Raw genomic sequence first — 24,557 nt, forward strand, 5'->3', positions numbered from 1 at the left:
GCTTTTAAGGGGTCCTGACCGCATGGCGAATTTTTTCATTTCTCGCCCCATTTTTGCCTGGGTGCTTGCAATTCTGCTTTGCCTGACCGGGGCGTTGGCTATTTTTTCGCTACCCGTCGAGCAATATCCCGACCTCGCGCCGCCTAACGTAAGGATCACCGCGAACTACCCTGGCGCTTCCGCACAAACCCTGGAGAACACGGTTACCCAGGTCATAGAGCAAAGCATGACCGGCCTGGACAACATGATGTATATGTCGTCCCAAAGCAGCAGCGCCGGTCAGGCAACCATTACCCTGAGCTTTAAGGCCGGGACCGACCCGGACTCAGCGGTACAGCAGGTACAAAACCAGCTACAGTCAGCGGTGAGAAAGCTTCCACAGGACGTACAGACCCAGGGCGTCACGGTAAATAAAACCGGTGATACCAACATCCTGATGGTGGCGTTTGTTTCCACCGACGGCAGCATGGATAAGCAGGACATCGCCGACTACGTCGCCAGTAACGTGCAGGACCCGATGAGCCGCGTGAACGGCGTCGGCAGCGTGGATGCCTACGGTTCGCAGTACTCCATGCGTATCTGGCTCGATCCAAATAAGCTCACTAACTATCAGATGACGACCCAGGACGTGGTCACCGCCATCAAATCCCAGAATGCTCAGATTGCCGTCGGCCAGCTTGGCGGCACCCCGGCGCTGGACAAACAGGCGCTAAACGCCACCATCAACGCGCAGTCGCTCCTGCAAACGCCGCAGCAGTTCAAAGACATCACGCTGAGAGTGAATCAGGATGGCTCCCTGGTGACGCTGGGGAATGTGGCAGACGTTGAAATGGGGGCAGAGAAGTATGATTTCCTGAGCACCTATAACGGGCAGCCAGCTTCAGGCCTGGGCATTAAGCTGGCTTCCGGTGCCAACGAAATGGAAACCGACAAGCTGGCCCGCGCCAAAATCGAAGAGCTTTCGCAGTTTTTCCCCCACGGTCTGGAAGCAAAAATCGCCTACGAAACTTCCCCGTTTGTTAAAGCCTCGATTACCGATGTGGTAAAAACGCTGCTGGAAGCCATTTTGCTGGTGTTCCTGGTCATGTATCTGTTCCTGCAAAACTTCCGCGCCACGCTGATCCCAACCATTGCCGTCCCCGTGGTGCTGCTCGGAACCTTTGCCGTGCTGTATGTCTTCGGCTACAGCATTAATACGCTGACAATGTTTGCTACCGTGCTGGCCATCGGCCTGCTGGTTGATGACGCCATCGTGGTGGTAGAAAACGTCGAGCGAATTATGAGCGAGGAAGGTCTCTCCCCCCGGGAGGCTACCCGCAAATCAATGGGCCAAATCCAGGGGGCGCTGGTCGGCATCGCCATGGTGCTGTCCGCCGTGTTTGTGCCGATGGCCTTCTTTGGCGGCACTACCGGAGCTATTTACCGCCAGTTCTCGGTCACTATCGTTGCCGCCATGGTGCTGTCGGTGCTGGTCGCGATGATCCTCACGCCAGCCCTGTGTGCAACCATTCTTAAGCCGCTGCACAAAGGCGAACATCACGGCCAGAAAGGCTTCTTTGGCTGGTTTAACCGTACCTTTAACCGCAGCGCCGAACGCTACGAAAACGGCGTGGCCAGAATCCTCGCCCGCAGCCTGCGCTGGATGATGATTTATGCCCTGCTGCTTGGCGGCATGGTGTTCCTGTTCCTTAAACTGCCGACGTCATTCCTGCCTCAGGAAGATCGAGGCGTGTTCACCACTTCAGTGCAGCTTCCCAGCGGCGCAACTCAGCAGCAGACGAGCAAAGTGGTGCAGCAGGTGGAGAAGTACTACCTCACCGAAGAGAAAGACAACGTCGTTTCGGTGTTTTCCACCATTGGCGCGGGCCCCGGCGGGAACGGGCAAAACGTGGCGCGGATGTTTATTCGCCTGAAGGACTGGGACGAACGCAGCACAGACGGCAGTTCGTTTGCCATCATCGAACGAGCAACCAAAGCCTTCAATAAGATCAAAGAAGCGCGAGTCATTGCCAGCAGCCCGCCTGCGATTAACGGCCTCGGCAACGCCGCAGGTTTTGATATGGAGCTACAAGATCACGGCGGCGCGGGGCACGATGCGCTAATGCAAGCCCGTGACCAGCTATTAGAGATGGCCGGCAACAACCCGCAGCTCACGCGAGTTCGCCACAACGGCCTCGACGACAGCCCGCAGCTGCAAATTGATATCGACCAGCGTAAGGCCCAGGCGCTGGGTGTCTCAATTGACGACATCAACAACACCCTGCAAACCGCCTGGGGCTCAAGCTATGTGAATGACTTTATGGATCGCGGGCGCGTGAAGAAAGTGTACGTCCAGGCGGCGGCGAAATACCGCATGCTGCCGGACGACATCAACAGCTGGTATGTGCGCAATAAAACCGGCGGGATGGTGCCGTTCTCCGCCTTCGCGACATCCCGCTGGGAAACCGGCTCACCTCGACTTGAGCGCTACAACGGCTATTCAGCCCTGGAAATCGTGGGTGAAGCCGCGCCGGGGCTAAGCACCGGCACGGCAATGGACATTATGGAACAGCTGGTCAGCCAACTGCCAAACGGCTTCGGCCTTGAGTGGACGGGTATGTCCTACCAGGAACGCCTCTCCGGTGCGCAGGCCCCAGCGCTGTATGCCATTTCGCTGCTGGTGGTGTTCCTGTGCCTTGCGGCGCTGTACGAGAGCTGGTCAGTGCCGTTCTCCGTCATGCTGGTGGTGCCGCTGGGGGTGATCGGCGCCCTGCTCGCCACCTGGATGCGGGGTCTTGAAAATGATGTTTACTTCCAGGTTGGGCTGCTGACGGTGATCGGCCTTTCGGCGAAAAACGCCATTTTGATTGTCGAATTTGCCAACGACCTGAACGCCAAAGGACAGGATCTTGTCGCCGCCACACTTGAGGCCTGCCGGCAGCGACTGCGCCCGATATTGATGACATCCCTGGCGTTTATTTTCGGGGTGCTGCCGATGGCGACCAGCACCGGGGCGGGCTCCGGCAGCCAGCATGCGGTAGGTACGGGCGTAATGGGCGGAATGATCTCCGCTACCGTTCTGGCCATTTTCTTTGTACCGTTGTTCTTTGTCCTGGTGCGCAGACGCTTCCCGCTCAAAGAGCATCACGACTAAACGCCGCGTGCATTAAGCCACAAAAAAGGCGACCTTTTACGGGTCGCCTTTTTGTTGATGTTCGCAGAGTATTCAGTCCCAGGATATCGCGCCGCTGCTTTTTATGCCGGAACGCTTATTTGCGCAACATATCTTCGATGAAGTCTTTCCACTGCCCTAATTCGTGCTCGATCATAACCGCCTCTCTTGATGTTGGCGCAAGTATACGCGGATATATCATGCAGTTGAACCTTTTTTGAGCGCTCAACTGTTGAGCAATATCACAAATATATCGTTAGCAGAATAATGGTTTACCGCTGAATCCTGGCTCGATAATTACCTTCACCTGCGGCAAAATGGTTGCACTTTGAAAAGCTAAAACGGAACCGACTGCCACTATGATAACCATGTACGGCATTAAAAACTGCGACACCATCAAAAAGGCCCGCCGCTTTTTAGACGCTCAGGGGGTGGATTACCAGTTTCACGACTATCGTGCTGACGGGCTGGACGCCGCGCTGTTGAACGGCTTTATCGCAGAGCTCGGCTGGGAAGCGCTGTTAAATACTCGCGGCACAACATGGCGCAAGCTGGATGAAGCCCACCGTGCGTCTATTAACGACGCACAAAGCGCAGCGGCACTGATGCTGGAGATGCCGGCAATCATCAAACGCCCATTGCTCTGCGCGCCCGGTCAGCCTATGCTGCTGGGTTTCAACGAAACTCATTATCAGCAGTTTATCAACGAGGTATAGTCTTATGTCCTGCCCGGTTATTGAGCTGACGCAACAGCTTATTCGTCGTCCTTCCCTGAGCCCCGATGATGCCGGTTGCCAGGCGCTGCTGATTGAGCGCCTGCGCGCGATTGGTTTTACCGTTGAACACATGGATTTTGGCGATACCCAGAACTTCTGGGCCTGGCGTGGGCAGGGTGAGACGCTGGCGTTTGCCGGGCACACCGATGTGGTGCCGTCAGGGGATGCTGATCGCTGGATCAACCCGCCGTTTGAACCCACCATTCGCGACGGTATGCTGTTTGGCCGCGGTGCGGCGGACATGAAAGGTTCGCTGGCGGCGATGGTCGTTGCGGCTGAACGTTTTGTGGCCCAGCATCCAAATCATAAGGGCCGCCTGGCGTTCCTGATCACATCCGATGAAGAAGCCAGCGCAACCAACGGCACCGTGAAGGTTGTTGAAGCGCTGATGGCGCGCCGTGAGCGTCTGGATTACTGCCTGGTTGGTGAACCATCCAGTACCGAAGTCGTTGGCGACGTGGTGAAAAATGGCCGCCGCGGCTCTCTGACCTGTAACCTGACCATCCACGGCGTACAGGGCCACGTTGCATACCCGCATCTGGCAGATAACCCGGTACATCGCGCGGCCCCAATGCTCGCAGAGCTGACGGGAATTGAATGGGATAAAGGCAACGAGTTCTTCCCGGCCACCAGCATGCAAATCGCCAACGTGAAGGCCGGGACCGGCAGCAACAACGTTATTCCGGGCGACATGTTTGTTCAGTTTAACTTCCGCTTCAGCACCGAGCTGACCGACGAAGACATCAAGCAGCGCGTTATCGCCCTGCTGGATAAGTACGAACTACGCTATACCGTCGAGTGGTGGCTCTCCGGCCAGCCGTTCCTGACCTCACGCGGTAAGCTGGTCGATGCGGTAGTGAACGCCGTTGAGCACTATAATGAAATTAAACCGCAGCTGTTAACCACGGGCGGTACATCGGACGGGCGCTTTATCGCCCGCATGGGGGCTCAGGTCGTTGAACTGGGGCCGGTGAATGCCACCATTCATAAAATCAATGAATGCGTCAACGCCGCCGACCTGCAGCTACTGGCCCGGATGTATCAGCGCATTATGGAACAGCTTGTCGCCTGACGGGCAGCCAACTGAAGAGGTATCAGCATGGAATGGCTATCGCATTACTGGTGGATTATCGTCCTGGTGTTATTACTGGGGATTTTTATTAACGTCATTAAAGACCTGAGCCGAATCGACCCGAAGAAGTACATGGCAGACAAGCCTGAGCTTCCGCCACACCGTGATTTTAACGATAAGTGGGACGACGAGGACGACTGGCCTAAGAAGAAATAACCGCAGCCCTCACGCCGGGCGATTCCGGCGTGAGGGTCAATCATTTACAGCAGCTCAATCAGATCATCATCTTTCGGTGCCCCACCGCTCAGAGCCTCATCAAAATAGTGCTTCGGCACGGTGTAACGCAGGTGATCCAGCGCCGCCTTCATGCTGCGGTCATCGATGGCATGCCCCAGGGAGTCAATCAGATCCAGCGTGACGTCCCCACCCAGGCTAAGTAACTTCTCGGCAGCATCCACCGCATGCGTCGCATGGATGACTTTGTCGTTATCCCCGTGGATCAGGTGGATAGTGGTGCTGGTGGAGGCCTGCTGCGGCAGCACCGCATAGCGCCCGCTAAAGGCAATGACCCGCGCCGCAAGACCTGGCTGCGCCTTGATACTTTCCAGCGCCATGATGGCCCCTTGCGAAAAGCCGATCAGCGCGGTGGCCGTGGGCGGCACGCCGCTTTGCTGCTGCCAGTAACGCACGGTTTCAATAAAAGCTGGCATCACAGCATCCACGCGCTGCTGGCGGTTTTCTTCCGTCACGCCTGCCACGGAAAACCACTCCCGGCCAGCGCCGCTTTCAGCCGGGCCGCTAAGACTGACCACCAGGGCGTCAGGAAACTCTGGCGCAAACCAGCTCCCAATTTCCCCCATGGCTTTGGCCGTGTCGCCTACGCCGTGGCACAGCAGTATCAGCTGGCTGGCCGGTGCCGCGGGACTCTGGACAACAAAATGGTCATGTTTCATGGCTTTCTCCTGGTTAATGGAGACAACTATACGCCGCTGCATGGGGATGACCATGCCGTTTCATTGAACAAGTTAGTGGAATTTTTGCAATTGCATAATGCCGCTGTGCAGCTCAGTCGCGCGCGATGAGTCAAGGTCTTCCAGCGCGTGTCGGGTTTCCTCACGCATCAGCGTCAGCAGCGCTTTCTTGCCCGAAAGCCCCAGCCGCTGGCTAAGTCTCTCGCTGCTCTCCCGCTGCTGCAAACGTCCACGCAGCGCATGGAGTGATAAACCAGACGCCAGCAAAAGGCGATTCAACGCCCCCAGGCAAGCCTCCAGTGGACGATGGGCAAAGGCAAAACCGGATAACTCCGTCCAGTCTTCAGGGAGCAAAGCCGACGAGGAAGCCTCGGGCAAGGGCAAAGACAATTCCAGCCAGGCTTTCTGCCACGGCCAGTCTCGCCGCAGCCTCTGCCGTTCATTTTCCATCAGCGACCGGCCTTCCGGCGTGAGCGGCAATAGCGCCATGGCGCTGTAGCAGCCGCTGCTGGCCTCCCGGTGAGCACCTATTCGAACCAGCTCAAAACCACAGCGCTGCCAGAAGCGCCACAGTTCATCGGTATAGCCGAAGCTGACCGAGAGATAATCATATCGAAGATTCACCGCCTGCCGCGCGCGCTCAATCATGCTGGCACCAATATGCTCGCGCTGGCGCAGAGGGTGAACCGCAATGCGGCTGATACGCAGCCCGCGAAGCGTAGCGGCCAGCGGGCTTCCACCGTGTGCCGCCAGCGACTGCGCCACCAGATTACCCCTGGGGCGCCGGAACCCGGCCCACACGCTGCGGCTGAGATTTTCATCGAGCCCGCCCTCTGCAACCATCCACAAGGCCCCTGCGCACTGCGCTTTGATATTGGCCGCGATAAAATGCTGGCCGGGCGCGTCGAGCATCCGCCGCCAGTCGAGCGGCGAGGTGCGGTAATGCGCCCCCGAAAGCAGCCGGTACATCTGCTCTAACTGCTCAGATTGGCGCGGCCAGTCTGCCGGCTCAACAACCTGTAAAACAGGATCCCCCGGCGGGAATTGTTCAAGATCCGGCTCATCGAACAGCATGATCCTGTCAATGACCTGCTCCAGGGGATCGTTTCGCGCCCAGCGGATCGGCGTGTTCAGCGTGAAGCGCTTGAGTGCCGGAAACGCCGCGCAGAATTTCAGTACAAAGCCGCGCCCGGTTCCCTCGTACCCTTGCACCGTGGTGGTGAGCAAAACGCGGGGAAAGCGCTCTATTAGCTGGCGTAACAGCGGGGCCGGAATAGCGGCCGCCTCGTCCACAATCAGCCAGTCATACGCCGGTAATTCACACTCTGCGGCCAGCGCGTCCGGGGCCATAAAATGAAAGCTTTCCCCGGCATAGCTTGCCAGCACGTCGGTGGCAGCCTTCGCCGGAGCCGTCACCAGGCAAGCGCCCGAAATCCGCTTGACCAGCATACCTGCCAGGGCCGATTTACCCCGGCCCCTGGCCGCCGTCACCACCGCCACGCCGCGCCCCATCCCGGACAAATTATCGAGGATGACAGCCTGCTCCTGCTCCGGCGCGCCGCTGGCGGGCTGCCAGGAAGGACGAAAAGCAAAGCGATTAAGGGTAAACGGTTCATGCTGCTGCCACAGTCCGGCTTCTGCGTCCTGCTTTATGCAGCGCTGGAGGTGGGAAACAAAATGGGGGGTCGGGATAGCCTGAGGGGCATCGCTCCAGCGGCTGGAATCTTCATCCGCTAGCGAAGCCCAGCGCGACCAGTCCGGCGTCAGCAACAGCAGCCAGCTGCCCGCTTTTAGCATACCGGACAGCGCAGCCAGGGCGGCGGCGTCCAGCCCGCGCCTTGCATCAAAAACGGCATGCTGAAACTCACGCCCCAGCATGCTGCGCACCGCCGAGGGCGCGCAGTGGAAAGGCAGCTCAGGCGAAGGGCCAACCCACAGCCAGTCTCCGGGTAAAGAAGTCGACAGCCTGGCAACCTGCTGGCTGCTCCATTGACTCTCCCCGGCCAGCACCAACAACCTACGGATGCCCGTCTGCTGCATGTGCGCTGTGGCCTGCTCTATCGACGCTATAAATGTCCCTGCGGTCATCGATTAGCGAAGCGCATTGCCAAACGTGTTGCACTGGGCCGGATCGCCGCTGTCGAATCCACGCTTGAACCAGGTATAGCGCTGCTCTGAGGTGCCGTGGGTAAAGCTGTCCGGCACCACCCGGCCCTGGCTTTGCTGCTGCAGGCGGTCGTCGCCAATAGCTTCGGCGGCATTGAGCGCTTCCTGAAGATCGCCCGCATCGAGCACCTGCTGTTTCTGCATGCTGTTCCCCCAGACGCCGGCGAAGCAGTCGGCCTGAAGTTCCATTTTCACTGACAGGCGGTTACCTTCGGCCTGAGAAGCATTCTGCTGGAGCTGGCGAACTTTTGGCTCAATGCCCAGCAGCTTCTGCACATGGTGGCCGACTTCGTGAGCAATGACGTAGCCCTGGGCGAAATCCCCACCCGCACCAAGCTTGTTGCGCATATCATCGTAGAAAGAGAGGTCGATATAAACGGTACTGTCCGCCGGGCAATAGAACGGCCCCATCACGGACTGACCGGTCCCGCAACCGGTACGCGTTGCCCCGCGATACATCACCAGTTTAGGCTGCTGGTAGGTGCGCCCCATTTTCTGAAAAATCTCTCCCCAGGTATCTTCGGTCGTGGCCAAAATTACCGAGGTGAATTTTGCGGCTTCATCATCTTTCGGGCTAATAGTGCGCTGCTGAGAAGACTGCTGAGAAGCCGGCGGCTCGCCGGACAGGAAGGAAGTAAGATCGACGCCGTAATAGCTTGCCACAATGACCACGACCAGCAGCACCAGGCCACCTTTCCCGCGTGGGATGCGAAAACCACCGCCGCCCATGCTCATACCCGGGCCGGAGGCGTCATTGCGCCTGTCTTCTACGTTGTCGCTTTCGCGACGTCCTTGCCAACGCATACGTTCACCCTCATTCACAACATGTAATGAAATACTCGTCATACTTCAAGCCGCAGGTGCGTTGGCCGCATCCGTTCACCTCAGTCACATAGTTAGCTATGCTCCTGAGGACTCACGGCCTTGCCGCCTTCCTGCAACTTGAATTATTTAGAGTATAGATCGTAGGTGGTTACCGGCAGGATTACCATAAGAACTGGCAGCGAAAAAACAGGGTGCGCAAAAACGCACCCTATTGCGCAACGTAAACGATTGCGTGGTTAGTCTAATTTTACGCCGAGACGGTGAGCAACTTCCTCATACGCTTCAATCAGGCCACCCAGGCTCTGGCGGAAACGGTCTTTATCCATTTTATCAAGCGTTTGCTTGTCCCACAGGCGGCTGCCGTCCGGGGAGAATTCGTCGCCCAGCACCACTTCACCTTTGAACAGGCCAAACTCCAGCTTGAAGTCAACGAGGATCAGGCCAGCGTCGTCAAACAGCTTGCTCAGCACGTCGTTGGCTTTGTAGCTCAGCTCGCGCATGCGGGCCAGATTCTCTTTGCTCACCCAACCAAAGGTTTCGCAGTAAGATTCATTGACCATCGGGTCATGCATGGCGTCGTTTTTCAGGAACAGATCGAACAGCGGTGGGTTCAGCTCAATACCTTCTTCAATACCAAGGCGCTTCACCAGTGAACCCGCAGCGCGGTTACGAATCACGCATTCCACCGGCACCATGTCGAGCTTCTTCACCAGCACTTCGTTATCAGAAAGCAGCGCTTCCATCTGGGTCGGGATACCCGCTTCTTCCAGTTTGGCCATAATGAAATGGTTAAACTTGTTGTTTACCATGCCTTTACGATCGAACTGCTCGATGCGTGCACCGTCACCTGCTGACGTATCGTTACGGAATTCGAGCACCAACAGATCCGGGTTTTCCGTACTGTAAACGGTCTTCGCTTTGCCGCGATACAACTCAGCTTGCTTTTGCATCTTTCTTACTCCAGGTATAGCGATCGCTTGCGCAATCGGAGGGGTTTACCCGTCATACTTCAAGCTGCATGTGCGTTGGTGGCGCCTTCCTGCAGCTCGAATTATTTGGGGTATCTACATAGGCCTAAATAAGAAGGGCCGGAATTAACCGGCCCTGCTGTGTTACTTGCTGAATGCGGCCTGGAATACGGCTACCAGGGCATCATTCTGAGACTGCGTCAGCGGGTGCCCTTTCGGGTCGATGAACTGCAGGCTGCTGCGGTTATCGAGGTCGCCAACCTGCAGCTTATAGTCGCCGTTGGTCAACCCAGGATCTTTCGCCCCCAGGTCACTCCAGCTGCTGTCAGACAGCGCTTTATAAGTTACCGCGATATTGCCCTGAGAACGGGTGGTATCGGTAACTTTCATGCCCGCTTTCTCAAGCGCAGCCGGCAGGCGGTTCCACACCACGTTGAACGGCGCACGGACGACCAGCATTGGCAGCCCGGTATCATCCGCCGCGCTTTGCACATCAAGCTGCGCGGAGCTGCGGTTGTCCTGTGCATTCTGGCGCGTGGTTTCAGACTTATCGAGACCCGCACTGATGATGTTCAGCATTTGCGCGCTGTAGCGCTGCAGAGATGAAGCATCCGCCACCGGCTTGCCGCCCTGCTCCAGGTTCAGCAGTTTAACTACAACGGACTGCTGGTAGCCCTGAGGCTGCACGCTAATCTGGTAACGGCCGCGGTACTGCACATCTTCGTCAGCGCGGTTCCACTGAACCCAATCGGTTGTCAGGGTTTGGCTGGCATCGTTGCGCTGAGCGATAGCGTAGTTCTCAGATTGCAGAATGCTCACCACCTGAGGCCACAGCCCGCTCGCCTTATTGGCTTCCACCTGCAGCGTAGCGGTATCACCGGTGAACTGAGTGCGAGCCCCGTTCACCAATGCCAGCGCCTGCGCCGGCGGACGAATATCCAGCTGCTTGCCTACAGCACCGCTGCCGTTGGTGACCGGAATGTTGTAGTCGCCATTCTGAATCGGCAGGATCATCCCGGCCGGAGAGTGGATTTCCGCAAGTGGGGTCGCATCCAGGTAGGACTCATCGCCGCTAACCTGACGCTTGTAACGCTGATCGGAACTGCACGCCGCTAACAGCATGGCGAGCGAAACAACAGCAACTTTTGCCACCGTCGACTTCTGTACTGAGTAAGCCATCAAATCTCCCTAAGCTTTACAGCAGACCGGCATGCTTAAGCGCACTGATAATCACCGGGCGACTGGCGTCGGTCAGCGGCGTCATCGGCAGGCGTAAGGTATCGGTTGCCACAAGACCCAACTCCCTCGCGGCCCATTTCACCGGAATAGGGTTGGGTTCTACAAACAATTTATGGTGCAGCGGCATCAGACGCTGATTAATTTCGCGAGCCTGTGCAAATTGCCCTGAGGTGGCCAGTTTACACATTTCCGCCATTTCACGCGCGGCTACGTTTGCGGTTACGGAAATTACACCGTGTCCACCAAGTTGAATAAAGTCCAGCGCGCTGGCGTCATCCCCGCTCACCAGGATGAAGTCATCTTCAACCAGCTCTTTGATCTGGTTTACGCGGCTTAAGTTCCCGGTGGCTTCTTTGATACCAATAATATTTTTGATTTTCGCCAGGCGGCCAACGGTTTCCGGCAGCATGTCACAGCCGGTACGAGACGGCACGTTATACAGCATCTGCGGCAGATGGGTGCTTTCAGCGATCGCTTTAAAGTGCTGGAATAGCCCTTCCTGAGTAGGACGGTTGTAATACGGGGTGACCGTCAGGCAGCCCACAATGCCGCTGTCCTGCAGGTGATGTGTCAGGGAAATCGCTTCGGAGGTGGCGTTAGCCCCGGTACCGGCAATAATCGGGATACGCCCGTCAGCCAGTTCCACGGTAAGCTTCACTACGTCGACGTGTTCGTCGTGGCTTAAGGTAGCCGATTCGCCGGTAGTCCCTACCGAGACAATCGCCGAAGTTCCGCTGGCGACATGGTAATCAATCAGTTTTTTCAGGCTGGACCGGCAGACATTACCTTTCTCATCCATCGGCGTAATTATCGCGACAACACTTCCCGTAAACATTAGCCACCCTCTGTGCAAACATGTTCTCCAATGTTACGTTTGGTGCCATAGCAAAAGCAAGCCGCCAGAAGGCGCTAAGCGGTTGGCAGCTTACTTTTTTTATGCTTTCCTAATGTGAATCTCACCGATTGACAGGAAGAACACGCTTGACACCCTCATCACACCATTATTTGGTTATCACCGCCCTGGGGGCGGACCGTCCAGGTATCGTCAATACTATTACCCGCCACGTAAGCAGCTGCGGCTGTAATATCGAAGACAGCCGTCTGGCTATGCTGGGTGAAGAGTTCACTTTTATCATGCTGCTTTCAGGCACCTGGAACGCGATAACCCTGATCGAATCGACCCTGCCGCTAAAGGGCGCGGAACTCGATCTGTTAATTGTGATGAAACGCACAACCGCCCAGGAAAGGCCGGCCACGCCCGCCACGGTTTGGGTGCAGGTTGAAGTGGCGGACTCGCCGCACCTGATTGAGCGATTTACCCACCTGTTTGATACCCATCAGATGAACATTGCCGAGCTTGTCTCCCGCACTCAGCCTGCTGAAAACGGCGTGGGACCGCGCCTGTATATTCAGATAACCGCCCACAGTCCAGGTTCACAGGATGCGACAATTATCGAGCAAGCGTTTAAAGCCCTATGTACAGAATTGAAAGCAGAAGGCACTATTAACGTGGTTAACCCACAGCAAGATGATTAAAGACGGAGAGTACTGATGAGCCCACTGAAAGCCGGTGATATTGCACCGAAATTTAGCTTGCCCGATCAGGACGGCGAACAAGTAAATTTAACCGACTTCCAGGGACAGAGAGTTCTGGTTTATTTCTATCCAAAAGCGATGACACCAGGCTGCACCGTGCAGGCATGTGGTTTGCGCGACAACATGGATGAGTTGAAAAAGCGTGGCGTGGAAGTGCTGGGTATCAGCACCGACAAGCCGGAAAAACTTTCCCGTTTTGCCGAGAAAGAGCTGCTTAACTTCACCCTGCTTTCTGATGAAGACCATCAGGTCTGCGATCGGTTTGGCGTGTGGGGCGAGAAATCTTTTATGGGCAAAACCTATGACGGCATTCACCGTATCAGCTTCCTGCTGGACGGCGACGGTAAAGTGGAAAAGGTGTTTGACGATTTCAAAACCAGCAACCACCACGACATCGTTGTGAACTGGCTAACTGAAAACGCCTAAGAACAGATAAAAAAGCCGACATTTCAGTCGGCTTTTTTCTGGCGGTTATTCCCTGCTCACGACGTCATCTACCACCGAAGCATCCGGCCAGGCGTGAACCACGGCTTTAATCAGCGTTGCCAGCGGGATAGCGAAAAACACGCCCCAGAATCCCCACAGCCCACCGAAAATCACCACCGACAGAATAATCACCAGCGGATGAAGATTCACCGCCTCTGAGAACAGCACCGGCACCAGCAGGTTGCCGTCCAGCGCCTGAATAATCAGGTACACGCCAAACAGCGTCCAAAATTCGGTGCCCAGACCAAACTGGAACAGCGCCACACCGATAACCGGAATAGTGACCACAAACGCGCCGATGTAGGGAATCAGCACCGAGAAGCCAACCAGCACCGCCAGCAGCAGCGAATAATTCAGCCCGAAGACAATAAAGCCGATATAGGTCGCCACGCCTACGACGATCATCTCCAGCACTTTGCCGCGGATATAGTTGGTAATTTGCTGGTTCATCTCCAGCCAGACTTGCCCGGCCAGCCCGCGGTTACGCGGCAAAACACGACGCACGGCATTCAGCATCTGCTCTTTGTCCTTCACCAGGAAGAACACCATCAGCGGCACCAGGATCAGGTAAATCGCCAGCGTCAGCAGCCCAACCAGCGATGCCAGCGAGAATTTCACCACCTGATCGCCCATGCCTGACAGCCGACCGCGCACGTTCTCGGCCATGGCATCAATAATGCCCGCATCCACCAGCGCCGGATAACGCTTAGGCAGCGTTGCCGCAAAATCAGAGAGCTTGTTGAGCATCCCTGGCATATCGCGAATCAGGTTGATGCCCTGCTGCCAGGCTACAGGTGCCACAAACAGCACCATCAGCAGCAAAATGCCGACAAACAGCACCAGCACGATGGTGGTGGCCCATGTTCGGGAACAGCCGATACGCTCGAGACGTACCGTCGGCCACTCAAGCAAATAGGCCAGAACGATGGCCACCAGCAGAGGAGCCAACAGACCGTGCAGGAAGAACAGGATGCAAAAACCCGCCACCAGAATAACCAACAGGGCAATCGCCTCCGGGTCGCTGAAGCGACGGCGATACCACTGCAACAACATGTCGAGCATACATCCCTTCCGTGAAGTTTTTTTTGATGCCGAATTGTATCGAAATGTCACCGTAAAGACTTTGCTTTTTACGGCGGATTACAAAGGGATAATCCACCAAATAAAATCTTCGCAGCTTCAACGCCCTACAGTACACTTCTTTAAGCGAACAAACTTGTACTCATCGTGTCAAAATCTGACAACGACTAAACGGGACAGTAGTTATGGTTAGGCAGTTGAAAAAGACCCTGATTGCAACACTTACGGCCGCACTGCTGGCGGGAAGCGCGCTCCCTGTAAGCGCGGATGTGACTGACCAGCTTCCCGACATGGGGACATCCGCAGGCAGCACGCTGTCTATCGCGCAGGAAATGCAGATGGGCGATTTTTACGTCCGTCAGCTGCGCGGCAGCGCACCGCTGATTAACGATCCGCTGCTTACGCAATACATTAATTCGCTGGGCATGCGGCTGGTTAGCCACGCCAACTCGGTGAAGACCCCGTTCCACTTCTTCTTAATCAACAACGACGAAATTAACGCCTTCGCCTTCTTTGGCGGCAATGTGGTGCTGCACTCGGCGCTGTTCCGTTATGCCGATACGGAAAGCCAGCTGGCCTCTGTTATGGCACACGAAATCTCCCACGTAACCCAGCGCCACCTGGCGCGTGCGATGGAAGATCAAAAGAAAAACGCGCCGCTCACCTGGGTGGGTGCCTTAGGCTCAATCCTGCTGGCGATGGCCAGCCCGCAGGCCGGGATGGCTGCCTTGTCCGGGACGCTGGCCGGGACTCAGCAAGGCATGATCAGCTTTACGCAGCAGAATGAGCAGGAAGCCGACCGCATCGGTATTCAGGTGCTGCAGCGCTCGGGCTTTGATCCTCAGGCGATGCCAGGCTTCCTCGAAAAATTGCTCGATCAGGCGCGCTACTCTTCTCGTCCACCGGAAATTCTGCTCACCCACCCGCTGCCGGAAAGCCGCCTCGCGGATGCCCGCAACCGCGCCAACCAAATGCGTCCGGTGGTTGTGCAGTCCTCAGAGAATTTCTATATGGCGAAGGTTCGCACCCTGGGGATGTATAACTCGGGCCGCAATCAGCTGACCCCGGATCTGCTGGATGCCTGGTCGAAAGGCAACGTGCGGGAGCAAAATGCAGCCCAGTATGGTCGTGCGCTGCAGGCCTTGCAGGCGGATAAGTATGATGAGGCCAGAAAAGCACTTCAACCGCTGATTAGCGCCCAGCCGGCTAACCCGTGGTATCTCGATCTCGCCACCGATATCGACCTCGGCCAGCACAAAGCCAATGACGCTATCAATCGGCTGAAAAACGCCCCGGACCTGAAGAATAACCCGGTGCTGCAGTTGAACCTCGCCAACGCTTACCTTGAAGGCGGGCAAACAGCGGCGGCAATCACACAGTTGAACCGCTACACCTTCGCCCACCCTGACGATACCAACGGCTGGGATTTACTGGCGCAGGCGCAGGGGAAATCAGGCAACCGCGATCAGGAGCTGGCCGCCCGAGCCGAAGTCATGGAGCTCAATGGCCGCCTGGACCAGGCTATCTCACTGCTCAGCAGCGCCAGCTCGCAGGTGAAACTCGGCAGTCTGCAACAGGCCAGGTATGACGCCCGGATCGATCAGTTGCGCCAGCTACAGCAGCGCTTTAAACCTTATATGAAGATGTAACAGGAGTTCGTATGTCCACGAAGGTCGAAATTTATCACAACCCACGCTGCTCAAAGAGCCGTGAAACGCTGAACCTGCTCAAGGAAAAGGGGGTTGAGCCAGACGTGGTGCTCTATCTGGAAACGCCCCCGGACGCAGCCACCGTCAAATCGCTGCTGAAGAAACTGGGCTTTGCCAGCGCGCGGGAACTGATGCGCCGCAAAGAAGACCTTTACAAAGAGCTAAAGCTGGACGACACCAGCCTCAGCGAAGAAGCGCTCATCCAGGCGATGATTGAGCACCCGAAACTTATCGAACGCCCAATCGTGCTTGCCAACGGGAAAGCCCGCCTTGGCCGCCCGCCTGAACAGGTTCTCGACATTCTCTGACCTGCCCCGCCCGTTCCCTGCCCGGGAACGGGTTAGCCGCCCACCGGCACAATTTTCAGCTCTGCCAGCCCCACGCCAAGCTTACGCGGCTCATGCCCCAGAATATTGCCTTCGTTGGACAGCTGCGGCTGCGGCGGCGCAATGGTCAGCACCTTGCTGCCAGCCGGGTTATCAAAGCGCAGCGTGACGGTGGAAAGCTGGTCCCCGAAGGTGATGGTCTGCTCTTCATCACCGACCTTAACCGAAACCGGCTCGCCGACGTTTGGCCCAAAGGCTTTGGCCACCAGGACCAAATCGAACGTTGTCGGCAGCGGAGCCTGATACTCAATGGTCACCACCGGTGCCATGTTGGCGTTTGACCAGCGGCCCCAGGCTTCCGGGCGCGAAATACCGCTGAACTGCTTCACGCTCTGCGGCGCCCCGGCCACGTTAAAGATAAAGCTGTCCGCCCGGTAGCGAATGCTGTTTTCATCCGCCTTCAGCAGAGCCACGTTATTTTTGAAACGCTCATTACTCAGCGTTTGCCCGTCAAACTGTACGTTGTACTCGTCCAGCGGTTTGTCCACCAGCCGCACCGTTGGCTCCCCGCCAAGCTGCCCCTGGGCCACGCACAGCCCGGTTGAAAGCGCGAGCTGCGGTTCCCACAGGCGCGCCATTTTGTAGCAGCGGTCGGCCCAGATAAACCGGTCGTCGTTTTTAAAATCCGCCAGCTGGTAGCGGAGCGGCGCGGAATATTCGCTTTCCGGCAGCGGTTCAATTTTGCCTTTGCCGATTTTCAGCAACAGCGGCAGTTTGAAGTGCGCCCCGGAATAGCTGAAGGTGTTCTTCTTCTGATCGATGCTGTACCGGCTGATGGTTTTCGGGAAGTTCCACAGATCGATCACGTCCGGCTTCCATTCAGTAACCTTTTCTTTCAGGTTGGTAAAGACCATCGACAGCGACTCGCCGGACAGGCTACTGCGCCCCAGGCCGATGTAGTTCCCGCCGCCGAGAATATCCAGCACCGTCGCGCCGTTATCCATCGTATTGCGCTTCACGGCTTTTATTTCCGCCTGCGGTTTATCGCCGCGAATGACAAAGAACAGGTTCTGCCTGTCCTGTTTGGTCAAGTACTTATACGCGGTGTTATTCATCGCCAGGTGATCGGACGAAACTACGATCACGGTGTGACGGAAATACGGCGAGGCTTTAATTTTTTCTATCAGCGCCGCGATATGTTCCTGGCTGCAGGCCACGGCGCTAAAAGAACGGTTTTCTTTGCCATCGAAGCTGTAGCTGCGACGGTTACAGGTCCGCGAGATAAAGCCGTCCGGGTGATGGGTGTCGACGGTCAGGGTAAACAGCGAGAAGCGTTTCCCGGCCTTAGAAAGCTCGATAAATTTGTCATAAGCTTCGTCCAGCACCGTATCGTCGTAAAAGCCCCAGTTATTCCGGTAGTTCGGGTCGGCCACCATCCCCTTCAGCTCCTGCGCGCCGTACATATGCTCGAAGCCGTGGGACTGCAAGAAAATGTCTTTACCCGCAAAGCGCAGGTCTGCGCCCTGGATAAAGTAGTTTTGATAGCCGGACGCTTTGAGAATATCGCCGAGGCAGATGTTCTTCGGGAAGAAGCTCGACATCGACGCCGAGGAGTTCCCCTCGAAAGGCGCAAACAGCGGGATCCCACACTGCGAGGCCACAATGCCCGCAATCGTGTAGTCCATTCCCGGCATCTGGCCGCTGTGGCTGAAATCTATCGCCTGGCTTTTCAGGGCGTTCAGCTCTGGCGCCAGGCCGGGAAACGCCTGCTCATCAAAATAAGTGCGCTCCAGACTTTCGCCGTAGATATACACCAGGTTGAGTTTTGGCTGCTTAATGGTGCCTTCCGGCACTTTATACCAGTCGGCAAAGTCAGAGGTGCCGGTACGGGTCTGGGATTTAATCAGCGACACCACCTGCTGGTAAGCGGGCGTAGTTTTTATCGAAAACAGGGCCAGAGACAGCGCCAGGACGCTGTAACCCAAATGATGAGGATGGTTCTTTCGGCGTAAAATCCAGGTCAGACCGCCAAAAATCACAATCAACCCGACGGCGAGCCCCAGCCCGGGCAGAATGTATTTGCCGACGCCCGCGCCGGTCATGCTGCTGGTGAGCGTATAGAGCACCGCGTCGTTAATGCCTTCGCCGGTAAAATAATTACTGGCCAGCAGCGTCACGTTGAGTACGATAAACAGACCGAGCATCAGTAAGATTACCGACAGCCACCAGATATTTCGGCCGGCCTTTACCGCATACACGGCAATAGCCGCCAAAAACAGCACCAAAGAAAGCAATTCGGACAACGCCAATACCTCAACTATCGCGCAGCCTGGCGCGATTATTCATGCAGAAAAATAACAGCCGGTAATTTAACCTCACCGTCACATGGCTGCAATTCATCTGACATTACTTTGCGCTTGATGTCGTACTTTCGACAATAGCCCTGCATTTTAGGACTGAAGGCCTTTAATAGTTTCTAACGATTACAACCATCGCTACTACAACGAACCGGGGAATTGACCTTTTTAGCGCTTAAGTGCTGTAATTTCGCCGCTGTTATAATTTTTTAAAGTGGAATTGTAACGCGCAACACCGGCCACCCTCGCAACGGGTGGCCTTTTTTATGCCCGCGGCAAAGATGTTAGGAAATACCTCTTGATTCAATTAAACCTACCCATTAGAGCCCGTGGCTAAAATTCGGTACCTTTCTCCCATCACAAAACGGAGGAAGTTTAGATGTCATTAATTAATACCAAAATCAAACCATTCAAAAACCAGGCTTTTAAAAACGGTGAATTCGTTGAAGTCACGGAAAAAGATACCGAAGGCCGCTGGAGCATTTTCTTCTTCTACCCGGCTGACTTTACTTTTGTCTGCCCGACCGAGCTGGGCGACGTGGCTGACCACTACGAAGAACTGCAGAAACTGGGCGTAGACGTGTATTCCGTTTCTACCGACACCCACTTCACCCACAAAGCGTGGCACGCCAGCTCTGAAACCATCGCCAAAATCAAATACGCGATGATCGGCGACCCAACCGGCGCGCTGACCCGTAACTTCGAAAACATGCGTGAAGACGAAGGTCTGGCAGACCGCGCAACCTTCGTTGTTGACCCACAGGGCATCATCCAGGCTATCGAAGTGACTGCCGAAGGTATTGGCCGTGACGCTTCTGACCTGCTGCGCAAAGTGAAAGCTGCTCAGTACGTAGCTTCTCACCCAGGTGAAGTTTGCCCGGCTAAATGGAAAGAAGGCGAAGCGACTCTGGCACCATCTCTGGACCTGGTCGGCAAAATCTAAGTTTTACCCGCGTTCCCTCTTTTATTACGGCTGCTCCGGCAGCCGCTCAGGCTTTTGCTAATACTGCCGCAAAAGAAGAGATAAAAGAGAGCAATAACCAATAAACAAGGAAATCAATTTATTGGTTTTCGGCTGATAACCACAAAGCGGGAAACCCACGCTTTTTCCCGCTTTCTCAGCAATGTTTCGGCTACCCAGGTAGCCGTTTTTTCTCGCTACCAGGGAGATTGACCATGCTCGACACAACAATGAAAACCCAGCTCAAAGCCTATCTTGAGAGACTAACGAAACCTGTTGAGTTGATTGCCACGCTGGACGACGGCGCGAAATCATCTGAAGTAAAAGAACTGCTGGCAGAAATCGCTGAGTTATCCGACAAAGTTTCTTTCAGCATTAATAACGACCTGCCGGTGCGCAAGCCGTCGTTTTTGATCACTAATCCAGGCTCAAGCCAGGGCCCGCGCTTTGCAGGCTCCCCGCTGGGTCACGAATTCACTTCCCTGGTGCTGGCACTGCTCCAGGTCGGCGGTCACCCGTCCAAAGAATCTCAGGAGCTGCTGGCGCAAATCCGTGAGATCGACGGCGACTTCCACTTCGAAACCTATTATTCCCTCTCCTGCCACAATTGCCCGGACGTTGTGCAGGCGCTGAACCTGATGAGCGTGTTGAACCCGCGCATCACCCACACCGCTATCGACGGCGGCGTTTACCAGAATGAAATTCAGGAACGCAACGTGATGGGCGTGCCTGCCGTCTACCTGAACGGCAAAGAGTTTGGCCAGGGCCGCATGACGCTGGCTGAAATTGTGGGCAAAATTGACACTGGCGCGGAAAAACGCGCGGCGGACGCGCTGAACCAGCGTGAAGCTTATGACGTACTGATCGTCGGCAGCGGCCCTGCGGGCGCGGCGGCGGCGGTATATGCGGCGCGTAAAGGCATCCGTACCGGCCTGATGGGCGAGCGCTTCGGCGGCCAGGTGCTGGATACCGTGGATATCGAAAACTACATTTCCGTACCAAAAACTGAAGGCCAGAAGCTGGCGGGGGCGCTGAAAGCCCACGTTGACGATTACGATGTGGACGTGATTGACACCCAAAGCGCCAGCAAGCTGATCCCGGCCAAAACCGAAGGCGGCCTGCACCAGATCCAAACCGCATCAGGCGCAACGCTGAAAGCCCGCAGCATCATCGTGGCAACCGGCGCCAAATGGCGCAACATGAACGTGCCGGGTGAAGATCAGTACCGCACCAAGGGCGTGACCTACTGCCCGCACTGCGACGGCCCGCTGTTTAAAGGCAAGCGCGTGGCGGTGATCGGCGGCGGGAACTCCGGCGTGGAAGCGGCCATTGACCTGGCGGGCATCGTCGAGCACGTTACCCTGCTGGAATTTGCCCCGGAAATGAAGGCCGACCAGGTGCTGCAGAACAAAGTGCGCAGCCTGAAAAACGTCGACATCGTGCTGAACGCCCAGACGCTGGAAGTGAAAGGCGACGGCAGCAAAGTGACCGGCCTGCAGTATAAAGACCGCGTGACCGAAAGCGTGCATGACGTTGCCCTGGCCGGTATCTTCGTGCAAATCGGCCTGCTGCCGAACACCACCTGGCTGGAAGGCAGCGTGGAGCGCAACCGCATGGGTGAAATCATCATCGACGCGAAATGCGAAACCACCGTGAAAGGCGTGTTCGCCGCGGGCGACTGCACCACCGTGCCTTACAAACAGATCATCATCGCCACCGGTGAAGGCGCGAAAGCTTCCCTGAGCGCGTTTGATTACCTGATTCGCACCTCAGCCCCGGAATAAAGCACCTGCCAAAAAGGCCGCGCCACAGCGGCCAGCCATAAAAAAGCGGCTCACTGAGCCGCTTCATGGTATCGAGAAATCCCAGACAAACGCAGCATTGCCATAGGAATTAAATTCAGTAATAAGGAAAATCATTTTGATGATTTTCGGCTGATAACCACACAGAGGGAAAACCACGCTTTTCCCTCTGTGTTATCAAAAAAAAAGCGGCTCACTGAGCCGCTTTTTCACGTTCTGAATCTTACTTACGGCGCCAGGTCGTGCCGGCCGCGCCGTCTTCCAGCACGATGCCCATCTCGTTCAGACGGTCACGCGCCTGGTCCGCCAGCGCCCAGTCTTTCGACTGACGCGCATCGTTACGCTGCTTGATCAGCGCTTCGATTTCCGCCACTTCGCCGTCGTCCGCCTGCGCGCCGCCCTGCAGGAACTGTTCCGGATCCTGCTCCAGCAGGCCCAGAATTGCGGAGAGCTTACGCAGCGCCGCTGCCAGTCCGTTTGCCGCCGCCAGATCTTCCGCTTTCAGGCGGTTCACTTCGCGAGCCATATCGAACAGCACGGAGTAGGCTTCCGGGGTGTTGAAGTCATCGTCCATCGCTTCACGGAAGCGGGCCTCGAAGGCTTCGCCCCCGGCTGGCGCCACTCTGCTGTCGGTCCCGCGCAGCGAGGTGTACAGACGCTCCAGCGCCGAGCGGGCCTGTTTCAGGTTCTCTTCGCTGTAGTTGAGCTGGCTGCGGTAGTGGCCGGACATCAGGAAGTAACGCACGGTTTCCGCGTCGTAATACTTCAGCACGTCACGCACGGTGAAGAAGTTGCCCAGGGATTTGGACATCTTCTCGCGGTCAACCATCACCATCCCGGAGTGCATCCAGGTGTTAACGTACTCGCCGTCATGGGCACAGGTAGACTGCGCGATTTCGTTCTCGTGGTGCGGGAACATCAGGTCAGAGCCGCCGCCGTGAATGTCAAAGTGGTTGCCCAGTTCTTTGCAGTTCATGGCGGAACATTCGATGTGCCAGCCCGGACGGCCTTCACCCCACGGAGAAGTCCACGCCGGCTCGCCCGGCTTGGACATTTTCCACAGCACGAAGTCCATCGGGTTGCGCTTCACGTCAACCACGTCCACGCGCGCGCCGGCCTGAAGCTGCTCCAGATCCTGGCGAGACAGCAGGCCGTAATTCGGGTCGGTTAGCACCGAGAACATCACGTCGCCGTTTTCCGCCACATAGGCGTGATCGCGGGCCAGCAGCTGTTCAACAATTTCGATGATTTCCGGAATGTGTTTGGTCGCACGCGGCTCGCTGTTCGGGCGTAAAATGTTCAGCGCGTCGAAATCTTTGTGCATTTCCACGACCATGCGGTCGACCAGCGCTACAAAGTCTTCGCCATTTTCATGGGCGCGCTTAATGATTTTATCGTCAATGTCGGTGATGTTACGCACGTAGTTCAGCTCATAGCCCAGGGAACGCAGGTAGCGCGCCACCACGTCAAACGCAACAAAAGTACGGCCATGGCCGATGTGACAGAGATCGTAAACGGTGATACCACACACGTACATGCCTACCTTTCCGGCATGAATAGGTTTGAATTCCTCTTTTTGGCGAGTCAGTGTATTAAATATTTTTAACATCAGGGGATTCCATGTAAGCGTGTGGAAGAATACTCCCGGTTATCTTACCCGATTATTTTCCCCGACGGCAGTCTGCTTTGCATTACTGACTATGATGTAGCGTTATGCTATAACAGCGTGCTGGTACGACGGCACCGTTTGCCGCCGTACTCTCTGACACTCATAGGATGCAAGCATGGTTACTTTTCACACTAATCACGGCGACATCGTCATCAAAACTTTTGATGATAAAGCGCCTGTTACCGTTAAAAACTTCCTGGACTACTGCCGCGAAGGCTTCTACAACAACACCATTTTCCACCGTGTGATCAACGGCTTTATGATCCAGGGCGGCGGTTTCGAACCGGGTATGAAGCAGAAAGCGACCAAAGACACCATTCAGAACGAAGCGAATAACGGCCTGAAAAACACCCGTGGTACGCTGGCAATGGCTCGTACCCAGGCTCCGCACTCTGCAACCGCACAGTTCTTCATCAACGTGGCCGATAACGACTTCCTGAACTTCAGCGGCGAAAGCCTGCAGGGTTGGGGCTACTGCGTGTTCGCAGAAGTGGTTGAAGGTATGGACGTGGTTGAGAAAATCAAAGGCGTTTCCACCGGCCGCAGCGGTATGCACCAGGATGTACCGAAAGAAGACGTTATTATCGAAAGCGTAACCGTAAGCGAATAATGTCGACGCTGTTTATTGCAGATTTACACCTCTGCTCAGAAGAACCGGCGATTACCGCCGGTTTTCTGCGTTTTTTGGCCGGGGAAGCCCGTCGGGCAGATGCGCTTTACATCCTCGGCGACCTGTTTGAAGCCTGGATTGGCGATGACGACCCGGAACCGCTGCACTCGCAAATCGCCGCCGCGATCAAAGCCCTGGTTGATTCAGGCGTGCCCTGCTACTTCATTCACGGCAACCGCGACTTCCTGCTCGGCAAACGCTTTGCCAAAGCCAGCGGCATGACGCTGCTACCCGAAGAGAAGCTGCTCGACCTGTATGGCCGCAAAGTGCTGATCATGCACGGCGACACGCTGTGTACCGACGACGAAGGCTACCAGGCGTTTCGCCGTAAGGTTCACCAGCCCTGGCTTCAGGCGCTGTTTCTTGCCTTCCCCCTGTTTATCCGCAAACGCATTGCCGCCCGGATGCGCGCCGGCAGCAAGGCCGCCAACAGCAGCAAGTCGATGGCCATTATGGACGTTAATCCGCAGGCCGTGGTCGACACCCTCACCCGTCACCAGGTTCAATGGCTGATTCACGGGCACACGCACCGCCCGGCGATTCACGAACTCGAGGCTAACGGGCACCCCGCTTTCCGCTGCGTATTAGGCGCATGGCATGAAGCAGGGTCGATGATCAAAGTGACGGCGGAAAACGTCGAGCTGATCCACTTTCCTTTCTGATAACAAAGCCCGCTTTTTTGCCGATTCGTTAACCACGCAACCGTTTTCCTTGCCGGAAGTTCGTGCTATTC

General features: G+C 56.1%; 21 protein-coding genes. 12 read left to right on the top strand and 9 right to left on the bottom strand.

The window, feature by feature from the left end; all coding sequences use genetic code 11:
• The first annotated feature begins 22 nt into the window (after positions 1-22).
• From VW41_16405 to VW41_16420, 4 genes are all read left to right on the top strand, one after another.
• Entirely contained in the window at positions 23-3,133 is a 3,111-nt protein-coding gene (locus VW41_16405) for a multidrug transporter (GenBank protein ID AJZ90489.1), read from the top strand.
• Positions 3,134-3,510: 377 nt separating this feature from the next.
• Positions 3,511-3,867 (top strand): reductase, encoded by a 357-nt coding sequence (locus tag VW41_16410; GenBank protein AJZ90490.1) that lies wholly within the window; start codon positions 3,511-3,513, stop codon positions 3,865-3,867.
• A 4-nt stretch (positions 3,868-3,871) separates the two neighbouring features.
• Positions 3,872-4,999: a succinyl-diaminopimelate desuccinylase gene (locus VW41_16415; protein AJZ90491.1), complete on the top strand. Its 1,128-nt coding sequence runs from the start codon at positions 3,872-3,874 to the stop codon at positions 4,997-4,999.
• Between the two features lie 27 nt (positions 5,000-5,026).
• Entirely contained in the window at positions 5,027-5,215 is a 189-nt protein-coding gene (locus VW41_16420) for a hypothetical protein (protein AJZ90492.1), read from the top strand.
• Positions 5,216-5,259: 44 nt separating this feature from the next.
• Here VW41_16420 and VW41_16425 read toward each other — a convergent pair whose 3' ends face one another.
• The 6 genes from VW41_16425 to VW41_16450 form a co-directional block, all read right to left on the bottom strand.
• Positions 5,260-5,952, bottom strand: coding sequence for a hydrolase (locus tag VW41_16425; GenBank protein AJZ90493.1), 693 nt, complete (start codon positions 5,950-5,952; stop codon positions 5,260-5,262).
• A gap of 72 nt (positions 5,953-6,024) precedes the next feature.
• A complete protein-coding gene (locus VW41_16430) occupies positions 6,025-8,010 on the bottom strand; it encodes a methionine tRNA cytidine acetyltransferase (protein AJZ90494.1) in 1,986 nt (661 codons plus the stop codon).
• A gap of 51 nt (positions 8,011-8,061) precedes the next feature.
• Positions 8,062-8,940, bottom strand: coding sequence for a hypothetical protein (locus tag VW41_16435; GenBank protein ID AJZ90495.1), 879 nt, complete (start codon positions 8,938-8,940; stop codon positions 8,062-8,064).
• Between the two features lie 257 nt (positions 8,941-9,197).
• Positions 9,198-9,911 carry a phosphoribosylaminoimidazole-succinocarboxamide synthase gene (locus VW41_16440; GenBank protein ID AJZ90496.1) on the bottom strand — a complete coding sequence of 238 codons (714 nt, stop codon included), beginning with the start codon at positions 9,909-9,911 and terminating at the stop codon, positions 9,198-9,200.
• A gap of 162 nt (positions 9,912-10,073) precedes the next feature.
• The gene (locus VW41_16445) at positions 10,074-11,108 is read right to left on the bottom strand and encodes a lipoprotein (protein ID AJZ90497.1); all 1,035 of its coding nucleotides are present in this window, start codon (positions 11,106-11,108) and stop codon (positions 10,074-10,076) included.
• Between the two features lie 16 nt (positions 11,109-11,124).
• Entirely contained in the window at positions 11,125-12,003 is an 879-nt protein-coding gene (locus tag VW41_16450) for a dihydrodipicolinate synthase (protein ID AJZ90498.1), read from the bottom strand.
• Positions 12,004-12,149: 146 nt separating this feature from the next.
• Between VW41_16450 and gcvR the strand changes: the two genes are divergently transcribed.
• Both gcvR and bcp read left to right on the top strand, forming a co-directional pair.
• Positions 12,150-12,704 carry a glycine cleavage system transcriptional repressor gene (gene gcvR, locus VW41_16455; GenBank protein ID AJZ90499.1) on the top strand — a complete coding sequence of 185 codons (555 nt, stop codon included), beginning with the start codon at positions 12,150-12,152 and terminating at the stop codon, positions 12,702-12,704.
• 15 nt (positions 12,705-12,719) lie between these two features.
• Entirely contained in the window at positions 12,720-13,190 is a 471-nt protein-coding gene (gene bcp / locus VW41_16460) for a thiol peroxidase (protein ID AJZ90500.1), read from the top strand.
• A gap of 45 nt (positions 13,191-13,235) precedes the next feature.
• Here bcp and VW41_16465 read toward each other — a convergent pair whose 3' ends face one another.
• Positions 13,236-14,312 (bottom strand): permase, encoded by a 1,077-nt coding sequence (locus VW41_16465; protein AJZ90501.1) that lies wholly within the window; start codon positions 14,310-14,312, stop codon positions 13,236-13,238.
• Between the two features lie 203 nt (positions 14,313-14,515).
• Between VW41_16465 and VW41_16470 the strand changes: the two genes are divergently transcribed.
• A complete protein-coding gene (locus VW41_16470; GenBank protein AJZ90502.1) occupies positions 14,516-15,979 on the top strand; it encodes a hypothetical protein in 1,464 nt (487 codons plus the stop codon).
• An 11-nt stretch (positions 15,980-15,990) separates the two neighbouring features.
• The gene (locus VW41_16475; protein ID AJZ90503.1) at positions 15,991-16,347 is read left to right on the top strand and encodes an arsenate reductase; all 357 of its coding nucleotides are present in this window, start codon (positions 15,991-15,993) and stop codon (positions 16,345-16,347) included.
• A gap of 32 nt (positions 16,348-16,379) precedes the next feature.
• On the opposite strand, the gene VW41_16480 is transcribed toward VW41_16475, so the two are convergent.
• A complete protein-coding gene (locus VW41_16480) occupies positions 16,380-18,668 on the bottom strand; it encodes a phosphoglycerol transferase I (GenBank protein AJZ90504.1) in 2,289 nt (762 codons plus the stop codon).
• A 433-nt stretch (positions 18,669-19,101) separates the two neighbouring features.
• Between VW41_16480 and VW41_16485 the strand changes: the two genes are divergently transcribed.
• Both VW41_16485 and VW41_16490 read left to right on the top strand, forming a co-directional pair.
• Positions 19,102-19,665 (top strand): alkyl hydroperoxide reductase, encoded by a 564-nt coding sequence (locus tag VW41_16485; protein ID AJZ90505.1) that lies wholly within the window; start codon positions 19,102-19,104, stop codon positions 19,663-19,665.
• Between the two features lie 233 nt (positions 19,666-19,898).
• Positions 19,899-21,467, top strand: a complete 1,569-nt coding sequence (locus tag VW41_16490) for an alkyl hydroperoxide reductase (protein AJZ90506.1) — start codon at positions 19,899-19,901, stop codon at positions 21,465-21,467.
• Positions 21,468-21,708: 241 nt separating this feature from the next.
• Here the strand turns inward: VW41_16490 and cysS are convergent, their stop codons facing one another.
• The gene (gene cysS, locus VW41_16495) at positions 21,709-23,094 is read right to left on the bottom strand and encodes a cysteine--tRNA ligase (protein AJZ90507.1); all 1,386 of its coding nucleotides are present in this window, start codon (positions 23,092-23,094) and stop codon (positions 21,709-21,711) included.
• A gap of 175 nt (positions 23,095-23,269) precedes the next feature.
• On the opposite strand from cysS, the gene VW41_16500 reads away from it, so the two are divergent.
• On the top strand, positions 23,270-23,764 hold the full coding sequence (locus VW41_16500) for a peptidylprolyl isomerase (protein ID AJZ90508.1): 495 nt from the start codon (positions 23,270-23,272) through the stop codon (positions 23,762-23,764).
• Entirely contained in the window at positions 23,764-24,486 is a 723-nt protein-coding gene (locus VW41_16505) for a UDP-2,3-diacylglucosamine hydrolase (GenBank protein AJZ90509.1), read from the top strand. The genes VW41_16500 and VW41_16505 overlap by 1 nt, the downstream gene beginning before the upstream one ends.
• Positions 24,487-24,557 lie beyond the last annotated feature (71 nt).

Origin of the sequence: Klebsiella michiganensis (genome assembly GCA_000963575.1) — a bacterium.
GTDB lineage: Bacteria > Pseudomonadota > Gammaproteobacteria > Enterobacterales > Enterobacteriaceae > Cedecea > Cedecea michiganensis_A.

Excerpts from the sequence above, each read along its gene's own strand:
- VW41_16405 (AJZ90489.1), top strand. The coding sequence starts at position 23 with ATGGCGAATTTTTTCATTTCTCGCCCCATTTTTGCCTGGGTGCTTGCA.
- VW41_16410 (AJZ90490.1), top strand. The coding sequence starts at position 3,511 with ATGATAACCATGTACGGCATTAAAAACTGCGACACCATCAAAAAGGCC.
- VW41_16415 (AJZ90491.1), top strand. The coding sequence starts at position 3,872 with ATGTCCTGCCCGGTTATTGAGCTGACGCAACAGCTTATTCGTCGTCCT.
- VW41_16420 (AJZ90492.1), top strand. The coding sequence starts at position 5,027 with ATGGAATGGCTATCGCATTACTGGTGGATTATCGTCCTGGTGTTATTA.
- VW41_16425 (AJZ90493.1), bottom strand. The coding sequence starts at position 5,952 with ATGAAACATGACCATTTTGTTGTCCAGAGTCCCGCGGCACCGGCCAGC.
- VW41_16430 (AJZ90494.1), bottom strand. The coding sequence starts at position 8,010 with ATGCAGCAGACGGGCATCCGTAGGTTGTTGGTGCTGGCCGGGGAGAGT.
- VW41_16435 (AJZ90495.1), bottom strand. The coding sequence starts at position 8,940 with ATGCGTTGGCAAGGACGTCGCGAAAGCGACAACGTAGAAGACAGGCGC.
- VW41_16440 (AJZ90496.1), bottom strand. The coding sequence starts at position 9,911 with ATGCAAAAGCAAGCTGAGTTGTATCGCGGCAAAGCGAAGACCGTTTAC.
- VW41_16445 (AJZ90497.1), bottom strand. The coding sequence starts at position 11,108 with ATGGCTTACTCAGTACAGAAGTCGACGGTGGCAAAAGTTGCTGTTGTT.
- VW41_16450 (AJZ90498.1), bottom strand. The coding sequence starts at position 12,003 with ATGTTTACGGGAAGTGTTGTCGCGATAATTACGCCGATGGATGAGAAA.
- bcp (AJZ90500.1), top strand. The coding sequence starts at position 12,720 with ATGAGCCCACTGAAAGCCGGTGATATTGCACCGAAATTTAGCTTGCCC.
- VW41_16465 (AJZ90501.1), bottom strand. The coding sequence starts at position 14,312 with ATGCTCGACATGTTGTTGCAGTGGTATCGCCGTCGCTTCAGCGACCCG.
- VW41_16470 (AJZ90502.1), top strand. The coding sequence starts at position 14,516 with ATGGTTAGGCAGTTGAAAAAGACCCTGATTGCAACACTTACGGCCGCA.
- VW41_16475 (AJZ90503.1), top strand. The coding sequence starts at position 15,991 with ATGTCCACGAAGGTCGAAATTTATCACAACCCACGCTGCTCAAAGAGC.
- VW41_16485 (AJZ90505.1), top strand. The coding sequence starts at position 19,102 with ATGTCATTAATTAATACCAAAATCAAACCATTCAAAAACCAGGCTTTT.
- VW41_16490 (AJZ90506.1), top strand. The coding sequence starts at position 19,899 with ATGCTCGACACAACAATGAAAACCCAGCTCAAAGCCTATCTTGAGAGA.
- cysS (AJZ90507.1), bottom strand. The coding sequence starts at position 23,094 with ATGTTAAAAATATTTAATACACTGACTCGCCAAAAAGAGGAATTCAAA.
- VW41_16500 (AJZ90508.1), top strand. The coding sequence starts at position 23,270 with ATGGTTACTTTTCACACTAATCACGGCGACATCGTCATCAAAACTTTT.
- VW41_16505 (AJZ90509.1), top strand. The coding sequence starts at position 23,764 with ATGTCGACGCTGTTTATTGCAGATTTACACCTCTGCTCAGAAGAACCG.